The sequence below is a fragment of the Nonomuraea salmonea genome, from assembly GCF_042428605.1.
GTDB lineage: Bacteria > Actinomycetota > Actinomycetes > Streptosporangiales > Streptosporangiaceae > Nonomuraea > Nonomuraea salmonea.
In genome coordinates this window covers 85030-100951 of record NZ_JBHMCF010000019.1, presented here as the reverse complement: position 1 = coordinate 100951, position 15922 = coordinate 85030, and the positions used below count along the sequence as shown (strand labels likewise).

General features: G+C 70.7%; 15 protein-coding genes, 4 tRNA genes and 1 pseudogene. 11 read left to right on the top strand and 9 right to left on the bottom strand.

Annotated elements, in window-relative coordinates:
* Positions 1 to 11: 11 nt before the first annotated feature.
* From mreC to ACFFR3_RS20220, 6 genes and pseudogenes are all read right to left on the bottom strand, one after another.
* Positions 12 to 278: pseudogene (gene mreC / locus ACFFR3_RS20245) on the bottom strand (rod shape-determining protein MreC); the annotation flags it as partial.
* Between the two features lie 12 nt (positions 279 to 290).
* Entirely contained in the window at positions 291 to 722 is a 432-nt protein-coding gene (locus ACFFR3_RS20240) for a nuclear transport factor 2 family protein (RefSeq protein WP_364373541.1), read from the bottom strand.
* A gap of 607 nt (positions 723 to 1329) precedes the next feature.
* Positions 1330 to 1401: transfer RNA gene (locus ACFFR3_RS20235), tRNA-Val, on the bottom strand.
* Between the two features lie 8 nt (positions 1402 to 1409).
* Positions 1410 to 1480 (bottom strand) — tRNA-Cys (locus ACFFR3_RS20230).
* Between the two features lie 15 nt (positions 1481 to 1495).
* A tRNA-Gly gene (locus ACFFR3_RS20225) sits at positions 1496 to 1567 on the bottom strand.
* Between the two features lie 79 nt (positions 1568 to 1646).
* Entirely contained in the window at positions 1647 to 2846 is a 1200-nt protein-coding gene (locus ACFFR3_RS20220) for a hypothetical protein (protein ID WP_345386456.1), read from the bottom strand.
* Positions 2847 to 2970: 124 nt separating this feature from the next.
* On the opposite strand from ACFFR3_RS20220, the gene ACFFR3_RS20215 reads away from it, so the two are divergent.
* From ACFFR3_RS20215 to hutH, 3 genes are read left to right on the top strand one after another with little or no spacing between them, the layout of a single operon-like run.
* Positions 2971 to 3522: a hemerythrin domain-containing protein gene (locus ACFFR3_RS20215; protein WP_345386454.1), complete on the top strand. Its 552-nt coding sequence runs from the start codon at positions 2971 to 2973 to the stop codon at positions 3520 to 3522.
* 43 nt (positions 3523 to 3565) lie between these two features.
* Positions 3566 to 4273: an ArsR/SmtB family transcription factor gene (locus ACFFR3_RS20210; RefSeq protein ID WP_345386452.1), complete on the top strand. Its 708-nt coding sequence runs from the start codon at positions 3566 to 3568 to the stop codon at positions 4271 to 4273.
* A 16-nt stretch (positions 4274 to 4289) separates the two neighbouring features.
* Positions 4290 to 5840 carry a histidine ammonia-lyase gene (gene hutH / locus ACFFR3_RS20205; RefSeq protein WP_364373547.1) on the top strand — a complete coding sequence of 517 codons (1551 nt, stop codon included), beginning with the start codon at positions 4290 to 4292 and terminating at the stop codon, positions 5838 to 5840.
* A gap of 4 nt (positions 5841 to 5844) precedes the next feature.
* On the opposite strand, the gene ACFFR3_RS20200 is transcribed toward hutH, so the two are convergent.
* Positions 5845 to 7011 carry a Rid family hydrolase gene (locus ACFFR3_RS20200; protein WP_379483626.1) on the bottom strand — a complete coding sequence of 389 codons (1167 nt, stop codon included), beginning with the start codon at positions 7009 to 7011 and terminating at the stop codon, positions 5845 to 5847.
* A gap of 57 nt (positions 7012 to 7068) precedes the next feature.
* On the opposite strand from ACFFR3_RS20200, the gene ACFFR3_RS20195 reads away from it, so the two are divergent.
* The 4 genes from ACFFR3_RS20195 (at position 7069) to ACFFR3_RS20180 (ending at position 10429) form a co-directional block, all read left to right on the top strand.
* Positions 7069 to 7986, top strand: a complete 918-nt coding sequence (locus ACFFR3_RS20195) for a LysR family transcriptional regulator (protein WP_364373552.1) — start codon at positions 7069 to 7071, stop codon at positions 7984 to 7986.
* Positions 7953 to 8966: a chorismate-binding protein gene (locus ACFFR3_RS20190; protein ID WP_345386444.1), complete on the top strand. Its 1014-nt coding sequence runs from the start codon at positions 7953 to 7955 to the stop codon at positions 8964 to 8966. Before ACFFR3_RS20195 ends, ACFFR3_RS20190 begins: the two co-directional genes overlap by 34 nt.
* Positions 8963 to 9793 (top strand): aminotransferase class IV, encoded by an 831-nt coding sequence (locus tag ACFFR3_RS20185; protein WP_364373555.1) that lies wholly within the window; start codon positions 8963 to 8965, stop codon positions 9791 to 9793. The genes ACFFR3_RS20190 and ACFFR3_RS20185 overlap by 4 nt, the downstream gene beginning before the upstream one ends.
* A 123-nt stretch (positions 9794 to 9916) precedes the next feature.
* On the top strand, positions 9917 to 10429 hold the full coding sequence (locus ACFFR3_RS20180; protein WP_379483625.1) for a hypothetical protein: 513 nt from the start codon (positions 9917 to 9919) through the stop codon (positions 10427 to 10429).
* A 9-nt stretch (positions 10430 to 10438) separates the two neighbouring features.
* Here the strand turns inward: ACFFR3_RS20180 and ACFFR3_RS20175 are convergent, their stop codons facing one another.
* The gene (locus ACFFR3_RS20175) at positions 10439 to 11833 is read right to left on the bottom strand and encodes an LVIVD repeat-containing protein (protein ID WP_364373561.1); all 1395 of its coding nucleotides are present in this window, start codon (positions 11831 to 11833) and stop codon (positions 10439 to 10441) included.
* A gap of 92 nt (positions 11834 to 11925) precedes the next feature.
* Between ACFFR3_RS20175 and ACFFR3_RS20170 the strand changes: the two genes are divergently transcribed.
* Positions 11926 to 12546: a DUF305 domain-containing protein gene (locus ACFFR3_RS20170; protein ID WP_379483624.1), complete on the top strand. Its 621-nt coding sequence runs from the start codon at positions 11926 to 11928 to the stop codon at positions 12544 to 12546.
* 69 nt (positions 12547 to 12615) lie between these two features.
* Here ACFFR3_RS20170 and ACFFR3_RS20165 read toward each other — a convergent pair whose 3' ends face one another.
* Positions 12616 to 13032, bottom strand: a complete 417-nt coding sequence (locus ACFFR3_RS20165; RefSeq protein WP_103958541.1) for an SsgA family sporulation/cell division regulator — start codon at positions 13030 to 13032, stop codon at positions 12616 to 12618.
* A 460-nt stretch (positions 13033 to 13492) separates the two neighbouring features.
* On the opposite strand from ACFFR3_RS20165, the gene ACFFR3_RS20160 reads away from it, so the two are divergent.
* The 3 genes from ACFFR3_RS20160 (at position 13493) to ACFFR3_RS20150 (ending at position 15908) form a co-directional block, all read left to right on the top strand.
* Positions 13493 to 13567, top strand: a tRNA-Val gene (locus ACFFR3_RS20160).
* A 362-nt stretch (positions 13568 to 13929) separates the two neighbouring features.
* The gene (locus ACFFR3_RS20155) at positions 13930 to 14124 is read left to right on the top strand and encodes a hypothetical protein (protein WP_379483623.1); all 195 of its coding nucleotides are present in this window, start codon (positions 13930 to 13932) and stop codon (positions 14122 to 14124) included.
* A 944-nt stretch (positions 14125 to 15068) separates the two neighbouring features.
* On the top strand, positions 15069 to 15908 hold the full coding sequence (locus ACFFR3_RS20150; RefSeq protein ID WP_345386431.1) for a DUF8757 domain-containing protein: 840 nt from the start codon (positions 15069 to 15071) through the stop codon (positions 15906 to 15908).
* Positions 15909 to 15922 lie beyond the last annotated feature (14 nt).

The following is a 15922-nucleotide window of genomic DNA, read 5'->3' as shown; positions in this document are numbered from 1 at the left end:
CCCGCCGACCCCAGCGTCACCACCTGATCGCCAACGGCGAGCGGCGCGCCAGGGTCGAACAGGCGGAGCAGCAGCCGCCCCTCGCCCGGCACCCCGGTCACCACGCCCAGCTCGCCCGATCCGGCCATCCGCGCCCCCACCGTCGAGCCCGCGTCGGTGATCAGCGACACCGACGCCGTCCCAGGTCCCGCCCAGGTGACCCGGCCGACGAGCCCGTCGGCGTTCAGCACGGTCACGTCACGCGGCACGCCCGCCGCCGCCCCGGCGTCGATCGTCACCTTCCCCAGGGCTCAGGTGGCGGTGCGCCAGGACTGTTCCTCGACCAGCTCCACGCTGCGCCAGCCGCCGGGGGTGCGGCGGAGACGGTGGTGGTACCAGCCGCCGCCGTGCAGGAACCCCTTGGTCCGCGCGCCCGTCATCTCCCGCGTGGGGGCCAGCGTGTCGAGGAACGGCGCGCTCACCCGCGCCTCACCGTCGCAGAACGCGAACGTGGCCGCGCCCACCAGATGTGACCGGCCGGGCCAGTGCGAGAGCACCTCGGCCAGCCACGCCTTGACCTCGTCGCGGGTGCCGCTGATGCCTCCGGACGAGCGGTAGTCGATGCTCGCGTCCGGGGTGAACACCTCGTCCAGCAGGTCCCAGTGTCCCGAGTCGACGGCCCTGGTGTAGCGGGCCAGCAGCTCCGTGATCTCTGATCGGTCGGCGATCTCCTGCGCGTCCATGGAGTGATCGTCGCGCTAGGCGAGGCTCATGGCCAGCAGCCCTTGGAGGCGATGCGCGGGCACCCGTACGGAGAAGGACGCACAGGGCACGCAGAAGTAGTCCCGGCCGAACGTGAACTCCACGCCACCGGGTGCGAGGTTCGGGCCCGCCCACGGCCCGCACCCCGTACGCCGGCCCCCACACCCACAGCGCCGCCACCCCGGCCACGCCACCCACGAGCCCCAGCACACCAGCAGCCCGGCCCCCGACCCCCGAACCACCGACGCACGAGCTGCCCACCGCAGACCACCACCAAGGAGAACGCGGCCACAGCCACCCCGACCGCGACACCGTCCGACAGCCCATGTGGCGCGCCGATGCCCGTCCCAAGCCCGGGAAACACCAGCACCCCGACGACCGGCCGCCTCTCCCAGCGTGACCCGGAACTGGTCCCCAGGTGACCACCCAACCGAAAACACAGCCTGTAGAGAGCGTCCCGGTCCGGGGCAACCGGAGACCTACGAAGCCCCAGCCGGTCGCCTCTCTGCTCGTAGGGAGCGTCGTGGTCCGAGGCGGGTCTAGGAAACACGAAGCCCCAGCCGGTGAGGGCTGGGGCTTGGAAAGGGGTGGACGATACTGGGATTGAACCAGTGACCTCTTCCGTGTCAGGGAAGCGCTCTCCCGCTGAGCTAATCGTCCTTGGTGTGAGGTGGCGACGGGATTTGAACCCGTGTGGACGGCTTTGCAGGCCGCTGCCTCGCCTCTCGGCCACGCCACCGAGCCGGAAGCTCCGAGCGGAAGACGGGATTCGAACCCGCGACCCTCACCTTGGCAAGGTGATGCTCTACCACTGAGCCACTTCCGCGTGTCGCCCCAGCCGCTGCCGGGTGACGTAGAGAACTCTAGCGAATCTCGGCCCACTCCCCAAACTGGAATCCGAACACCTACGGCGTGAGCCGCACGCCCACCGGATGCGGCCCCTCCGTCTCCAGCCGGTACTCCCGCCCGTTGATCGCCCGGTTGTGCTCGATGACCCGCTCCGACGGCGGCTGCTCCCCGCCCATGATCGCCTCCTGCATGCGGGTGAACCGCTCGTGGGCCTCGCGTACGTAGCCGGTGCCCAGGGTGGTGACGTCCACCTGCGTGGTGAGCAGGTCGCGCAGGTAGCCCTTGTTCGGCTCGAACGTCACGGGCGGCGGCAGCGCGGGCGCCAGCACCTGGTCGGGGTCGCGCCCGTCGAACCGCTTGAACAGCTCGGCGGCCAGCCGCAGATGTTCGAGCTCCATCATGAGGTGCAGCTCCCAGATCGCGCGCACCTTGGGCTCGGACTCGGTCTCCATGAAGGAGTGGTAGAGGTAGCACTCGTTGTACTCGTGGTTGAGCAGCATCTCCCACCAGCTCTCGCCGGGATCGACGAGCGACTCGTAGTGGGTGACGTGCTCCTCCTCGATGAGCCCGATCTCCTGGTAGAGCTGCCGTGCGATGGGCTCCATGTAGGTGGGGCCGACGTTCATGTAGAAGTTCATGGTCTGCTGCTCGGCCGCCATGATCGTCAGCGCGTGCAGCCGCGACAGCGGCTCGGTCTCGCGGCGCTCGTAGGGCCGGCGCACGTTGTCGATCGGGTCGCGATGATGCTGGTACGTCGGCCGCCCCGGCATGACCTCGGTGAGCTGGCCGACGATCTTCTCCGCCTTGCGGCGCTCGATCATCTCGTACAGGTTGGCGTAGCGGTACAGATGGTCGAAGTCCTCCAGCACCCCGAACTGGTAGGCCTGCTTCAGGTACGGATCCGGCTCCATCCGCGCCACCCAGGCCGTCAGGTCCACCGCGACCTGCTCGTACGCGATCGTCGTCTCCAGCACCGACGACGAGCCGGGCAGCAGCCAGTTGACCGCCTTCTGCTGCTGCGCCTCGATGTAGCGCACCCGCGCGAGCTGCCGCTCGACCTCCAGGTCGGCGCAGTGCCTGGCGAGGTGGTGGCTGAACATGACGGCCTCGACCTCGATGCCGTTCATGGTGATGATCCGGCACCGCGTGTAAGGATCGGCGGCGTCGGGGTCGATCGGGGTGACGTTCAGCTCCCGCCAGGTGCGCAGCTGCTCGTCCAGCGGGATACCCCGCTCCTGGAGTGGGTCGAAGGACATGTCGCTGCGCGTACCCGCGCCGGTGCCGGGCAACCTCCGCGTTCGGTGCTCGAAGCGCCCGTGTTCGGTAAGGCGGCGCGTGCCCGGACGGCGCCGGGGTAGGGCGCTCGACGTGGCTGAACACGTGGCTGAACACGATGTCATCGAGCTCCTGATGGCCCAGCACGGGCGGATCAGGGACCTGTTCGACGAGGTGGAGCAGGCGCCTCCGGACAAGGTCGGGGAGGCGTTCGAGCGGTTGACGCGCCTGCTGTCGGTGCACGAGACCGCCGAGGAGGAGATCGTCCACCCGTACGCGCGCAGGAAGCTCGACAACGGCCAGGGCCTGGTGGCCGACCGGCTGGCCGAGGAGAACAAGGCCAAGCGCCTGCTCCTCGACCTGCACAAGGCGGGCGTGGACGACCCGCGGTTCTGGGAGGGGCTGGCGGAGCTGCGTACGGCGGTGACGGCGCACGCCCGCAGCGAGGAGCGCTACGAGTTCGCCAAGCTGCGCGCGCGGACGTCGGTGGCGGAGCGGCGGACGATGGCGGCGGCCGTGCGAGCGGCGGAGTCGATGGCGCCGACCCGCCCGCACCCCGGCACCGAGTCGATGACGAAGAACGTGCTGATGGGCACGCCCATGGCGATCATGGACCGAGCCCGCGACATGCTCCGCAAGGCATTGGGCAAGCGGTGACCCTTCGACGCGCAGCGAAATGTCGCCGTACTAGCGTCGAGGCATGGAACACATCGCCGCAGACGCCGACATCGCGCCCGTGGCGGCGCTGATCGCTGAGCCCGCGCGGGCCGCGATCCTGACCGCGCTGCTCGGCGGGCGCGCGCTGGCCGCCGGTGAGCTGGCCAGGATGGCCGGGGTGAGCGCCGCCACCGCTAGCGCCCACCTCGCCAGGCTGCTGGACGGCGGGCTGGTGGCCGTCGTCCGCCAGGGCCGCCACCGCTACTACCGCCTGGCCGGTCACGAGATCGCCGAGGTGCTGGAGGTGCTGGCGCGGATCAGCGCCCGCCCGCCGGTGCGCTCGCTGCGCCAGTCGCGCCAGGCCAGGCAGCTGGAGGAGGCCCGCACCTGCTACGACCACCTCGCGGGCCGCGCCGGGGTGAGCCTGCTCGACCGGCTCAAGGACGGCGGTCACTACGACGGCCACGACCTGACCGGGCAGGGGGAGCGGCTGCTGTCGCGGCTCGGCGTGGACGTCGCGGGCACGCGCAGGTCGCGACGGCGCTTCGCGCCCGAGTGCCTGGACTGGACCGAGCGCAGGGCGCACCTCGGCGGCGCGCTCGGCGCGGCGATCACGGAGGTGCTGTTCGAGCGCGACTGGCTGCGCCGGGGCGCCGTGCCGAGGGCCGTGACCTTGACCGACGCGGGACGGCAGGGGCTGGCGGAACTCTTCGGAAGTAAGGAGCTAACATCGGGTACGCCGGTTACCTAAGCGAGAGAGACGCACCATGCGCGACAACGAAGTCGTGACCGTCGGCCCAGAACCGCTGACCTTCGACGACGTCATCAGGGTGGCCCGCCACGGCGCCCCCGTACGCCTCAGCGACGACGCCGTCGCCGCCATCGCCGCCGCCCGGCAGCGAGTGGACGAGCTCGCCGAGACCCCCGTCCCCCACTACGGCATCTCCACCGGGTTCGGCGCCCTCGCCACCCGGCACATCGACCCGGCGCTGCGCGCCCAGCTCCAGCGCTCCCTCGTCCGCTCGCACGCGGCCGGCAGCGGCCCCGAGGTGGAGACCGAGGTGGTGCGGGCCCTCATGCTGCTGCGCCTGCACACCCTGGCCACCGGACACACCGGCATCCGGCCGACCACCGCCAGGACGCTGGCCGCGCTCATCAGCTCGGGCATCACGCCGATCGTGCACGAGTACGGCAGCCTCGGCTGCTCGGGCGACCTGGCACCGCTGGCGCACGTGGCGCTGACGCTCATGGGCGAGGGCGTCGTCAGGGACGCGTCCGGCGCGGTGCGGCCCGCCGCGGAGGCGCTCAAGCAGGCCAGGATCGACCCGGTCGAGCTGGCCGCCAAAGAGGGCCTGGCGCTGATCAACGGCACCGACGGCATGCTCGGCATGCTCATCCTCGCCATCCACGACCTCACCAAGCTGGTCAGGACCGCCGACGTGAGCGCCGCGATGAGCGTCGAGGCGCTGCTCGGCACCGACCGGGTGTTCGCGCCCGAGCTGCAGGAGCTGCGCCCGCACCCGGGCCAGGCGCGCTCGGCCGCCAACATGGTGAAGGTGCTGCGCGGCTCCGGCATCATGGCCAGCCACCGTGACCCGGCCGCCTGCACGCGCGTGCAGGACGCGTACTCGCTGCGCTGCGCCCCGCAGGTGGCCGGCGCGGCCCGTGACACGATCGCGCACGCCGCCTCCGTCGCCGGGTGGGAGCTGGCCAGCGCCGTGGACAACCCGGCCGTGCTGGCCGACGGCCGGGTCGAGTCCAACGGCAACTTCCACGGGGCGCCGCTGGCTTACGTGCTGGACTTCCTCGCGATCGTGGCCGCCGACCTCGCCTCGATGGCGGAGCGGCGTACCGACCGGTTCCTCGACGTGGCCCGCAACCACGGCCTGCCGGCCTTCCTCGCCGACGACCCCGGCGTCGACTCAGGCCACATGATCGCCCAGTACACCCAGGCCGCCCTGGTCTCCGAGCTCAAGCGGCTGGCCGTGCCCGCCAGCGTCGACTCCATCCCCAGCTCGGCCATGCAGGAGGACCACGTCTCCATGGGCTGGTCGGCGGCCCGCAAGCTGCGCAAGTCGGTGGACGGGCTCACCCGGGTGCTGGCCGTCGAGGTGCTGACCGCCGCCCGCGCGATCGACCTGCGCGCCCCGCTGGAGCCCGCGCCCGCGACGGCCGCCGTCGTACGGGCGCTGCGCGAGACCGTGCCCGCCCCCGGCCCCGACCGGTTCCTGGCCCCGGAGATCGAGGCCGCGGTCCGGCTGGTCGCCGAGGGCGGCGTGGTCGCCGCCGCCGAGTCCGTGACGGGGCCGCTGGACTGACCGCCTACCGGTGCGGCAGGGCCACGATCAGGTCCACCTCCAGGCGCAACCCCGGCATGAACAGCTTCGACACCTCCACCGTCGTGCTGGCCGGGGGAGTGCCGGTGAGGTAGCGGCGGCGCACGTCGCGGTAGGCGAAGCGGTCCTCCATGTCCGTCAGGTACGTGCGGATGAACGCCACGTCCTCGAACGTCGCGCCCTGGTCCTCGAGGATCCGCGCGATGACCTGGAAGACGTGCTCGGCCTGCTCCTCCATGGTCTCGCCGACCACCTGGCCGCGCTCGTCGAAGGCGGCCTGGCCGGAGACGTAGAGCATGTCGCCGACCCGGGTGGCGTGCGAGTACGCGCCGTTCGTGGCGGGGATCGTCGCCAGGTTGAGCGGCACCGCCCGATGGACGGCCGCCCCGTTCACAGGTCCGGCGAGGTGGGTGGCGATGGCCGTCAGGTCGTGGCCGCCCAGGCCGGCCGCCTCGGCCTCCTGGAGGCGGGCGCGGGCGGCGGTGGCCAGGGTGGCGTCCTGCCAGGCGCCCAGCGCCAGGTCCTTGGCCGCGTGGCCGAGCGAGTAGCGGGTCTGCGCGGCCGGGGTGCGCAGCCGCTCGGCCAGCGCGCCCAGCGGGGTCGCCCCCAGCACGTCCGCCAGGGCGTCGCGATCCACGCCGTGCGCCTCCCCGTACGCGAACGTCTCGGCGAGCAGCACCTGGGCGGGCACGAGCGCGCTCATGACGGCGATCTTCATGGCCGCGCCGGCCCCCAGCGGGCCCAGCTCGCGCACCTGCCCGAACACCGACAGCACCTCCCGGCACCCCGAGACGTCACCGCCGGCCAGCACGGTCAGCGTGCCGTCGGCCGCGGGCCCCACGCTGCCCAGCACCGGCGCGTCCACCAGGTTCACCGACGGCGGGAGCAGCGCGCGCAGCTCGCGCACCGCCTCCGGGCCGATCGTGGACATCTCCACGACGGTCGTCCCCGGCCGCAGCCCCTGTCGTGCGGCCGTCAGCACCTCGCGGACCGCGGCCGGGTCGCTGAGCATGGTGATGACCAGCTCCGCGCCCTCCACGGCGGCGGTCACGGGGCCGTCCGCCCGCCGCCACGTCGTCACCTCGTGCCCGGCGTCCACGAGCCGCCGGGCCATGGGGACGCCCATGCGTCCCTGTCCCAGAAAAGCAATCACGGTCCGAGTGAAGCCGTCCGTTTGGTATTCCACAAACAACTTGATTGCATGGCTGCCATGCCCGACACGAATGCCTTCGACACCGGCACGCTCCGGCTGTTCGACGAGGTGGCGCGGAGCGGGTCCATCACCGCCGCCGCCGAGCTGCTCGGCTACACCCAGTCGGCGCTCTCGCGGCGCATCGCCGCACTCGAACGCGCCGCGGGCGGGCCGCTGTTCGAACGCCTGCCGCGCGGCGTCCGCCTGACCCCCGCGGGCGCGGCCCTGCACCGGCACGCCGTCGCCGTGCTCGACCGGCTCGGCCGGGCCGGCGATGAGCTGGCCGCCATCCACCGGGGCGAGGGCGGGCAGCTGCGGGTCGGCGCGTTCGCCACCGCCAACGTCGCGCTCGTGCCGCACGCGCTCAGGCGGTTCGCCGCGCGGCGGCCCGGCGTCGAGCTGCGCCTGACCGAGGGGCTCAGCGCGCCGCTGGTCGAGCGGCTGCACGCCGGAGCGCTCGACGTGGCGGTGATCAGCGACTATCCGGCCGGGCTGCCCGCCGAGGAGACCCGTACGGTCCCGCTGCTGGCCGACCGGCTGCTCGTCGCGCTGCCCGCCGGGCACCGCCTGGCCGCCGAGCCCGACGTGGACCTGCGCGACCTCGCGGAGGAGACCTGGATCGAGGCCGCCCCGCGCGGCCAGCCGACGCTGCTGCTGCGGGCGTGCGCGGCGGCCGGGTTCACCCCGCGCGGCGGGCTGCGGGTGGCCGAATGGTCGGGCAAGTTCGGGTTCGTCGCGGCGGGGCTCGGGGTGACGCTGGTGCCGGAGCTGGCGGCGGGAGCCGTACCGGCCGGGCTGGTACTCAAACCCCTCAGGGGTACGGAGCCCGCACGCAAGGTCTACGCGGCCCTGCCCGATACGCCACTGCCCGCCGCGCTGGAGCTGGTCGAAATGCTGGGACAATGGGAGATGTGTACCGCGATTACGCCCACTTAGGACACGTTCTCGCCACCGGGCTGCGTGACGTGACCTCCGACCTCGCCGCGCTCGACGGCGAGGGCTGGTGGGCCGTCGTCGTCGACTACGAGGGCAAGGTGACGTGCGCCCGGTTCGACCACGTCCGCCCGGCGCCCCTGCCCACGCCCTCGGGGCCGTGGCGCGGCCCGCGTCCCGACCAGTGGCGCAGCTCGCTCGACCGCGCCGCGTACGAGCGGGGCGTCCAGGCCATCCGCGCTTACATCGAGCAGGGCGAGGTCTACCAGGCCAACCTCTGCCGCGTCCTGACCGCGCCGCTCGCCCCCGACGCCGACCCGCTCGCCCTGGCCGCCCGGCTGGCGGCGGGCAACCCGGCCAAGTACGGCGGCGTGATCAGCCTGCCCGGCCTGAGCGTCGTCACGGCCTCGCCCGAGCTCTACCTGTCGCGCGACGGCGACGTCGTGGAGTCGCGCCCGATCAAGGGCACCGGCGTCACGGAAGCCGACCTCCTCGACAAGGACTACGCCGAGAACGTCATGATCGTCGACCTGGTACGCAACGACCTGGGCAGGGTCGCCGAGGTCGGCTCGGTCGAGGTGCCCGCGCTGTGCGTGGCCGAGGAATACCCCGGCTCCGTCCACCTCGTCTCCACCGTGCGCGCCAGGCTCCAGGCGGGCGCGGGCTGGCCGGAGCTGTTCGAGGCGACGTTCCCGCCCGGGTCCGTCACGGGCGCGCCCAAGTCGTCGGCCCTGCGCATCATCAATGAGCTCGAACCAGCACCGCGCGGCCCGTACTGTGGGGCCGTGGGCTGGGTCGACGCCGACCGAGGCAGGGCGGCGCTGGCCGTAGGCATCAGAACATTCCAGATCTCGGCCGGCGAGATCCGGTTCGGCACGGGAGCGGGCATCACCTGGGGGAGCGACCCCGGGCGCGAATGGCTCGAGACCGAGCTCAAGGCAGCCCGGCTGATCGCGCTGGCATCACAGGAGGAAACTGCATGAACATCCCTGTCTGGGTCAACGGGGAGCTGATCGACCCCGCTGAGGCCACCGTCTCGGTCTTCGACCACGGGCTCATGGTCGGCGACGGCGTCTTCGAGACCATCAAGATCACGAACGGCAAGTCGTTCGCGCTCACCCGCCACCTCGATCGGCTCACCCTCTCCGCCCAGCGCATGGACCTGCCCGAGCCCGACGTCGAGGCCATCGCCGCCGGCATCGACAAGCTGCTCGACGCCGCCCCCGCCTGGGAGCTGGGCCGCATCCGCGTCACCTACACCAGCGGCCCCGGCCCCCTCGGCTCCGACCGTGGCGACCAGGGCACCACCAGCGTCGTCATCGTGGACGAGCAGAAGCCCTTCCCCGCCACCGCGAACGTCGCCGTCGTCCCCTGGCCGCGCAACGAGCGCGGCGCCCTGGCCGGCGTCAAGAGCACCTCCTACGGCGACAACGCCAAGGCCCTGCTGCACGCCAAGCGGCGCGGCGGCGGCGAGGCGATCTTCGGCAACCTGGCCGGCGACCTGTGCGAGGGCACCGGCTCCAACATCTTCGTCGTCCGCGACGGCCGGCTGCTCACCCCCACCCTCGCCTCCGGCTGCCTGGCCGGCGTCACCCGCGCGCTGGTGCTCGAATGGTGCGGCGCCGAAGAGGCGGACGTCCCCCTCCAGGCCCTGTACGAAGCCGACGAGGCGTTCCTCACCTCCACCACCCGCGACGTGCAGCCGATCAAGCTCGTCGACGACACCGAGCTGCCCGCCGCCCCCGGCCCCATCACCACCAAGGCCATGCGGATCTTCGCCGAGCGCTCCGCCGCCGACCTCAACCCGTGACCCAGGCCGCCCCGTCGTGACGCGCGGCGGGGCCGGACCGTTTTCGCATACCGCTCGGGGGCGGCGCGATCGCGGGGTTACCCTTGGGCTGCAGATGACGCCCGAAGCGAATGAGGGTTCGCTATGAGTGGGGAAGGCGGCGCCTGCGTGCCGCCGATCGCGAAACTGGGCGCGATCGTCACCGTGGAGCGGGTGCTCGCCCGCACGCCCGCGCTCGCCGTGCTGCTGCCGATGATCCAGGTCTACGACGTCGGCTGCCTGCTCAACCTCGACGTCGTGGCCCGCGACGCCGCCTCGCCGCCCGGCCTCGCGCTACAGCTCGACACGGCGTTCTCCGGCGAGGAGAGCACGTCGCTGCACCTCGTGCTGCGCTATCCGGGCGGCGCCGAGGTCCACTCCGACCACGACGGCGACTGCGCGCCGCCGAACCTGTCGTGGTTCCCCGGCGGCGTGCGCGGCGACGCCTCCCACACGCTGTACCACATGCCGCTGTGGTTGTTCCCGCTGCCGCCGCCCGACGAGCTGCTGCTCACCCTGGAGTGGCCGTGGGCCCGCATCGAACCCACGGCCGTCACGCTGGACGGCGCCGCCATCGCCCGCGCCGCCAAGCGCTCGTCGTCCTGCTGGCCCGCCTGACCGCCGGGGTCAGTACGACTGCTGCGTCTGGACGTTGAAGTCGTCCATCTTCACCTTCGCCGCCGGGTCGGTCAGCGGGTCGTCGATCTTCAGCACGTCCAGGCCGGCCCTGATGTCGCTGGAGTAGATGTAGCCGTTGTAGTAGTACGCCGACCACGTGCCCGCGATGCCGTCGCCCGGGAACGGGCCGCGGTCGAAGAACCCGATCTCCTTCGGGGCCGCCGAGTCGGTGAAGTCCCAGATGGACACGCCGCCCTGGTACCACGACTGCACCATGACGTCCTTGCCCGGCACCGGGATGAGCGAGCCGTTGTGCGCGACGCAGTTCTCGTTCTGCTGCTGCTCGCGCGGGATCTTGAAGTAGCCGCGCTTCTCCAGCCGGCCGTCCACCAGGTCGTAGATGGCGTTCGCGCCCTTGGTCTGCGGCGTGTTGCGGTCGCAGGTGGCCTGGCTGCCGCCGCCCAGCTCGTCGCCGAAGACGACCTTCGTCCCCTCGTTGTTGAACGTCGCCGAGTGCCAGATCTGGAAGTTCTCGGTGTCGGTGAGCTCCTGCAGCACCCGCGGGTTGACCGGGTCGCTGATGTCGAGCAGCATGCCGTCGCCGAAGCAGGCGGCCGCGGCCACCTTCTTCTCCGGGTAGGCGGTGATGTCGTGGCAGCCGGAGTCGAGGTCGCTGGTCGCGCGGTCGGGGAACAGGTTCGGCTTGGCGACCACCTTCGCGTTCTCCGGGGCCGCCAGGGGGACCTCCACGATCTGCAGCAGCTCGTGCGGGGACGGGCAGGTGGGGGAGCCGGGCTCGGGGCCGGGGGAGGAGACGTACACGTAGAGCGTCTCTCCGGCCGGGACCATCGTGTGGGTGTGCGAGCCGCACTCGGTCTGGACGGCGCCGACGTACCGCGGGCTCCGCTTGTCGCTGACGTCGAAGATCCGCAGGCCCTCCCACGCGCGGGGGCCGTCGGCGGCGTCGCACTCGGGGCCCGCGCGCGGCTCGTCGATCGACAGGATCAGCAGGTCACCGTGGATCGTCACGTCGTTCTGCTGGGCCGGGCAGGAGACCTGGCTGACCACCCTGGGCTTCTCCGGATCGCCGATGTCGTAGATCGCGAAGCCGCCGAAGTTGCCCACGTACGCGTAGTCGCCCTGGAAGGCGAGGTCGGTGTTGAAGTCCTCCTCGCCGTTCAGCGGGGCGGTCCGCGGCACGTTGGCGACATGCCGGACATTGGGGCTGGTCTGCGCGCCGCTCTCCTCCTCCGGGGAGCCGGTCGTGGCCGGCGCGGGCTCGGCGGAGGGCGCCGCTTCCGGTTCGGCGGCGGGCGCCGCGGCGCAGGCGGAGGCCAGGACCAGCACCGCCGACACCAGTGCGGCCCGCAGCGTGGTGCCGCGCACCTTGGTACCGCGCGACATGGCGAAGATCAACGCGCATCCCCTTTGTCTCGTAGCTCACTATGGAAGCTATGTCAGCAGGATCGGGGACGCGTACGGTAATCGTCACACTTATGGCGACATTTGCCCTTGCGGGGTGTGCCCAGGAGCCTCCCGCGCCGGCCGGGCCGTCACCCGTGGGCACCGAGGCGCCGGTGATCGTGCCAGGCAGCCCCGGGGCTCCCGCCCGCACCGCCCGGCCGGGGGAACGGGTCGGACGCACGCCGTCGGCCGCCGTCGCCGCCGACGTGCGCTTCGCCGAGGGCATGATCCCCCATCACCGCCAGGCGCTGGAGATGACCGCGCTGGTCGAGGCCCGTACGACGACCGGGAGCATCCGCTCGCTGGCCCGTCAGATCTCCGCCGCCCAGACGCCGGAGATCAAGGTCATGACGAACTGGCTCGCCGAGCTCGGCCGCCGCGCCCCCGCCGGTCACGACCACGCGCAGGGGGCCGCGTACGGGATGGCCACCCAGGAGCAGCTGAACGCGCTGCGGGGCGCCAGGAACGGCGCCTTCGACCGGCTGTTCCTGCAGCTCATGACCCGCCATCACGAGGGCGCGGTCAAGATGGCCGGCGAGCAACTGGCCGGCGGGCGCGACCAGCGCATGCGGCTGCTCGCCAAGGACGTCTACTCGGGACAGAGCATCGAGATCGCGCGGATGCGCCGGGTGCTGGAGTCGCTGCCGGCGTAACGGGCCCTTGCATGATCACGTCCGGCGTTCCTGGGGGAGATCGCCGGACGACGTGCCGCCTTCTTCAGGTCAGGACGGCCAGAGCATGTTGGTCAGTTCGGCGTCGAGGTCCATGTAGTCGGTCTCGCGACCGGCCGGGACCTTCTCGTACGTGCGGTGCAGGAACTCCGTGAGCGGAGCCAGCGGCACCTCGAACAACGCCTGCCCGAACGGGGAGGTGAGGCTGATGTGCAGGGTGCGCTCGCCGTCGGCGCGTGCGGGCCACACCTGCACGTCGCCGTCACCGACACGCCGAACGATGCCCACGGTGAGCAACTCGCGGGCGAAGATCCACTCGACCGGCTCGTCGTTCCCTACGTGGAAGGCCATGCGGATGGCGTACGGATCGTCGGCTGTGTAGCTCAGCCCGGCGAGCAGGGGGACGGTAGTACGGTCGGGGACCACAAGCCGAAGGCCAAGCTCGGCGGAGACGGTGGTGCTGTTCATCGTCAGCCAAACCTTTTCGTCGTAGGTCCCCTCTTCGGGGCTTTCACTGCTCTGACGGACTTCGTCCGGAGCTATGACGCGGAACGAAGAAACCTGTAGGAAAGATTCCGCCCCAGGGGCCTTCTGTAACGCACATCACAGCTGGACATTTAGGCATCTACCAGGCTAAACGGCATCAATCGGGTCGTATTTACAAGGGTTTTGCGTGCTGTGGAGCCTGCCCCGGACGCACCGTCCATGAACGTTTCCCGCTCAAGATCCTGGCCGAAGATCGTGGCCGATGCTTCCCGGACAGGACGATGGTATGCCACACGCCCGCCGCGCCGGTGGGCAACCGCCGCGTTTCACCCGAATCCCTCTGACGCGGCCCACGACGGGCCTCCCCGGGCTATTGGTTTCGCCGTACGTCCCCGAGTGCGGTATGGTTTTCCCCGTCGGAACCGCAAGGGGCCGGCAGGGCGGGCGATTAGCTCAGCGGGAGAGCGCTTCGTTCACACCGAAGAGGTCACTGGTTCGATCCCAGTATCGCCCACCAGCTCGAAGGCCGCTTCCGAGTCGGGAAGCGGCCTTTCTGATCTTCTGAGCGACATGGTGAGTGACTCACGGTTCCTCGCTGCTGTGATCCGGCGCCGGGAAGATGCGGTCCATGATCACGGTCCCTTCCTGCATCACCGGACGGATCTGCTGCCGGTAGCCCTTCTCCGTCACGGCCGAACCTCCCGCGTGACCGATCAGGCGCGCTGGGCAGGCCGTCGGCGGGGAGCAGAGAGACGAAGCCGTGCCGTAGCTCGCGAGGAGTCCACCCTCAGGTACGAGTCCCGCCCTCGTGATCACACGTCGGACGCTGGCGGCACCGAGTTCGGCACCCGTAGGAGGGGCGAATACGAGATCGTTGCCGTGCCACCGATCGCCGGCCTTTTCGCGGACGTCGGACTGGTGCGGCGCACGAACCCGCAGACCACCGACCTGCTGGCCCCGCTCACGCCGAAGGCGTCCACCTCGAAGAACCACCGGACGCCGACGCCGACCTCGGTGTGGCTGCTGCCCGGCCTGCGCGTGGAAGGGCACGGCCTGGCCCGGCGGCCGGAGTAGAGCTACCACGCCTCGGCCGAACACGCCGAGAGTGACCGTCACCAGTGCGACCGGCACCCCTCGCGCAGACGGCTTGATGACAGGCGATCTCAGGTCAGGACTATTCCCACAGAGGCCATTGCGGGGACACACCTGTCAATCAGGGTCGAGTTGGTGAGCGGAATGTACGCGCCGGACCTCTGGGCCGATGGGAAGACGGGCGCGCCCGAGCGGACATCACACCGGGGGCGACACGCAATTCGTCGGCTTGGCGCGCTGCTGCTCCGTGACGAGGGGCTCCAGATTGAGTGACATCAGAGAGATGCTTCACACACCTCAATCATGCACGTCGACGCACACGGAAACTCCGGGTGACCAGTTCAACCACTCACGTCAAGCGATCAATGAGCATGCTTCGCACCGAAGAGGTCACTGGTTCGATCCCAGAATCGCTCACCACAGGTCAAGGGCCATTTCCCACGCTGGGAGTGGTCCTTTTCGATCTTCCCGCTCGATCGACTGCGCGAGCGTCTCGCTCCGTCCGGTGTCGATGGGGGCCGTCCGGGCGCCGGGCGTGATCTTGAGGGCGTGGTCTCCTCAGGAGCGCGTGATCATCCATTGGGGTCCGGTCGGCCGAGGGAATCGCGGGGGGACCTCCATGGGAGCGTGGCGGCGCCGGACGCACCCGACCATGTCCCACGGGAGCCGCCTCGCGTTCGTCGGGCGATCATGGTCGGTTCGGGGGTCCGGAACGCCGCTCCGGGGCGGTCACGTACGCCGGACAGGATCACGCGGATACGCGTTGCGGCGGCCTGGCCTCGGCCGACCTTTGGGGGTGGGTTCGCTCCAACAACGTTCTGGCGCTGGGGTCAGTGACAGTGGCCGGCCGCTGGATTATGCATGGGGTCGGAGAATTCTTGTAACGGTCCAGACTGCGCCGGAAGGCTCGCGAGGGAGTCACAGCCGTGACACAGCAATCTCTTTTCGCGCCGAGCATCGATGCCGCCACTCACAAACCACAAGGACATCGCCCCGAGCGGTTGAAGCTTCTGATCGTGGTCAAAGCAGCACCGAATCCGTCACAGGCATACGGCGAAACAGTGTGTGTCGCAGCGCTGCGGATGGATCTCGAGAAGAACCATTGGGTGCGGCTGTATCCCATCAACTTCCGGGCTCTTGAGGGTCCGAGCGCGTTTCGCAAGTACGACATCGTGACTGTCGATGCCAAACCGGCGCCTGCAGACCCTCGGCACGAAAGCTGGCGGCCGCTCATTCCGTCCTTTCAAAGAGTGGGCCGCCTCGACACCTGGGCGAAGCGCCTTCCGTGGGTGGCCGACCACGTGGAAGATTCCATGTGTAACCTTCTCGCCGCGATCCGGGCCAGTCCGCCGGCACGTTCACTGGCGGCTATACGCCCCCGCCGGATCGACGGCCTCGACATCGAGCCGCATCCTGGCTGGACACCGGACGAGCAAGCGAAGATCGAGGCCTACATGCAGCAGGACTCCCTGTTCGGAAGTGGTCCCCGCACGGCGCTCGAGGCTCCCCGCTATAAGGCGTGGTACCGCTACCGGTGCCATGCACGATCTTGTCGCGGCCATCGTCAGGGCGTACTCGACTGGGAGTTCGTCGCCCATCAGCGCCGCCTCGGAGCGCACGATGATGCCGGCGTCAGGCAGGAGCTACGGGAGCGCTGGCTGGAGAAGATCTGCGGCGCCGATCGTGACACTGTCTTCTTCGTCGGCAACCAGGCGAAGCGGCCGCACGTGTTCAGCGTTCTGGGAGCCTTTTATCCACCTCGCTGAGGCTCGCTGAGCCG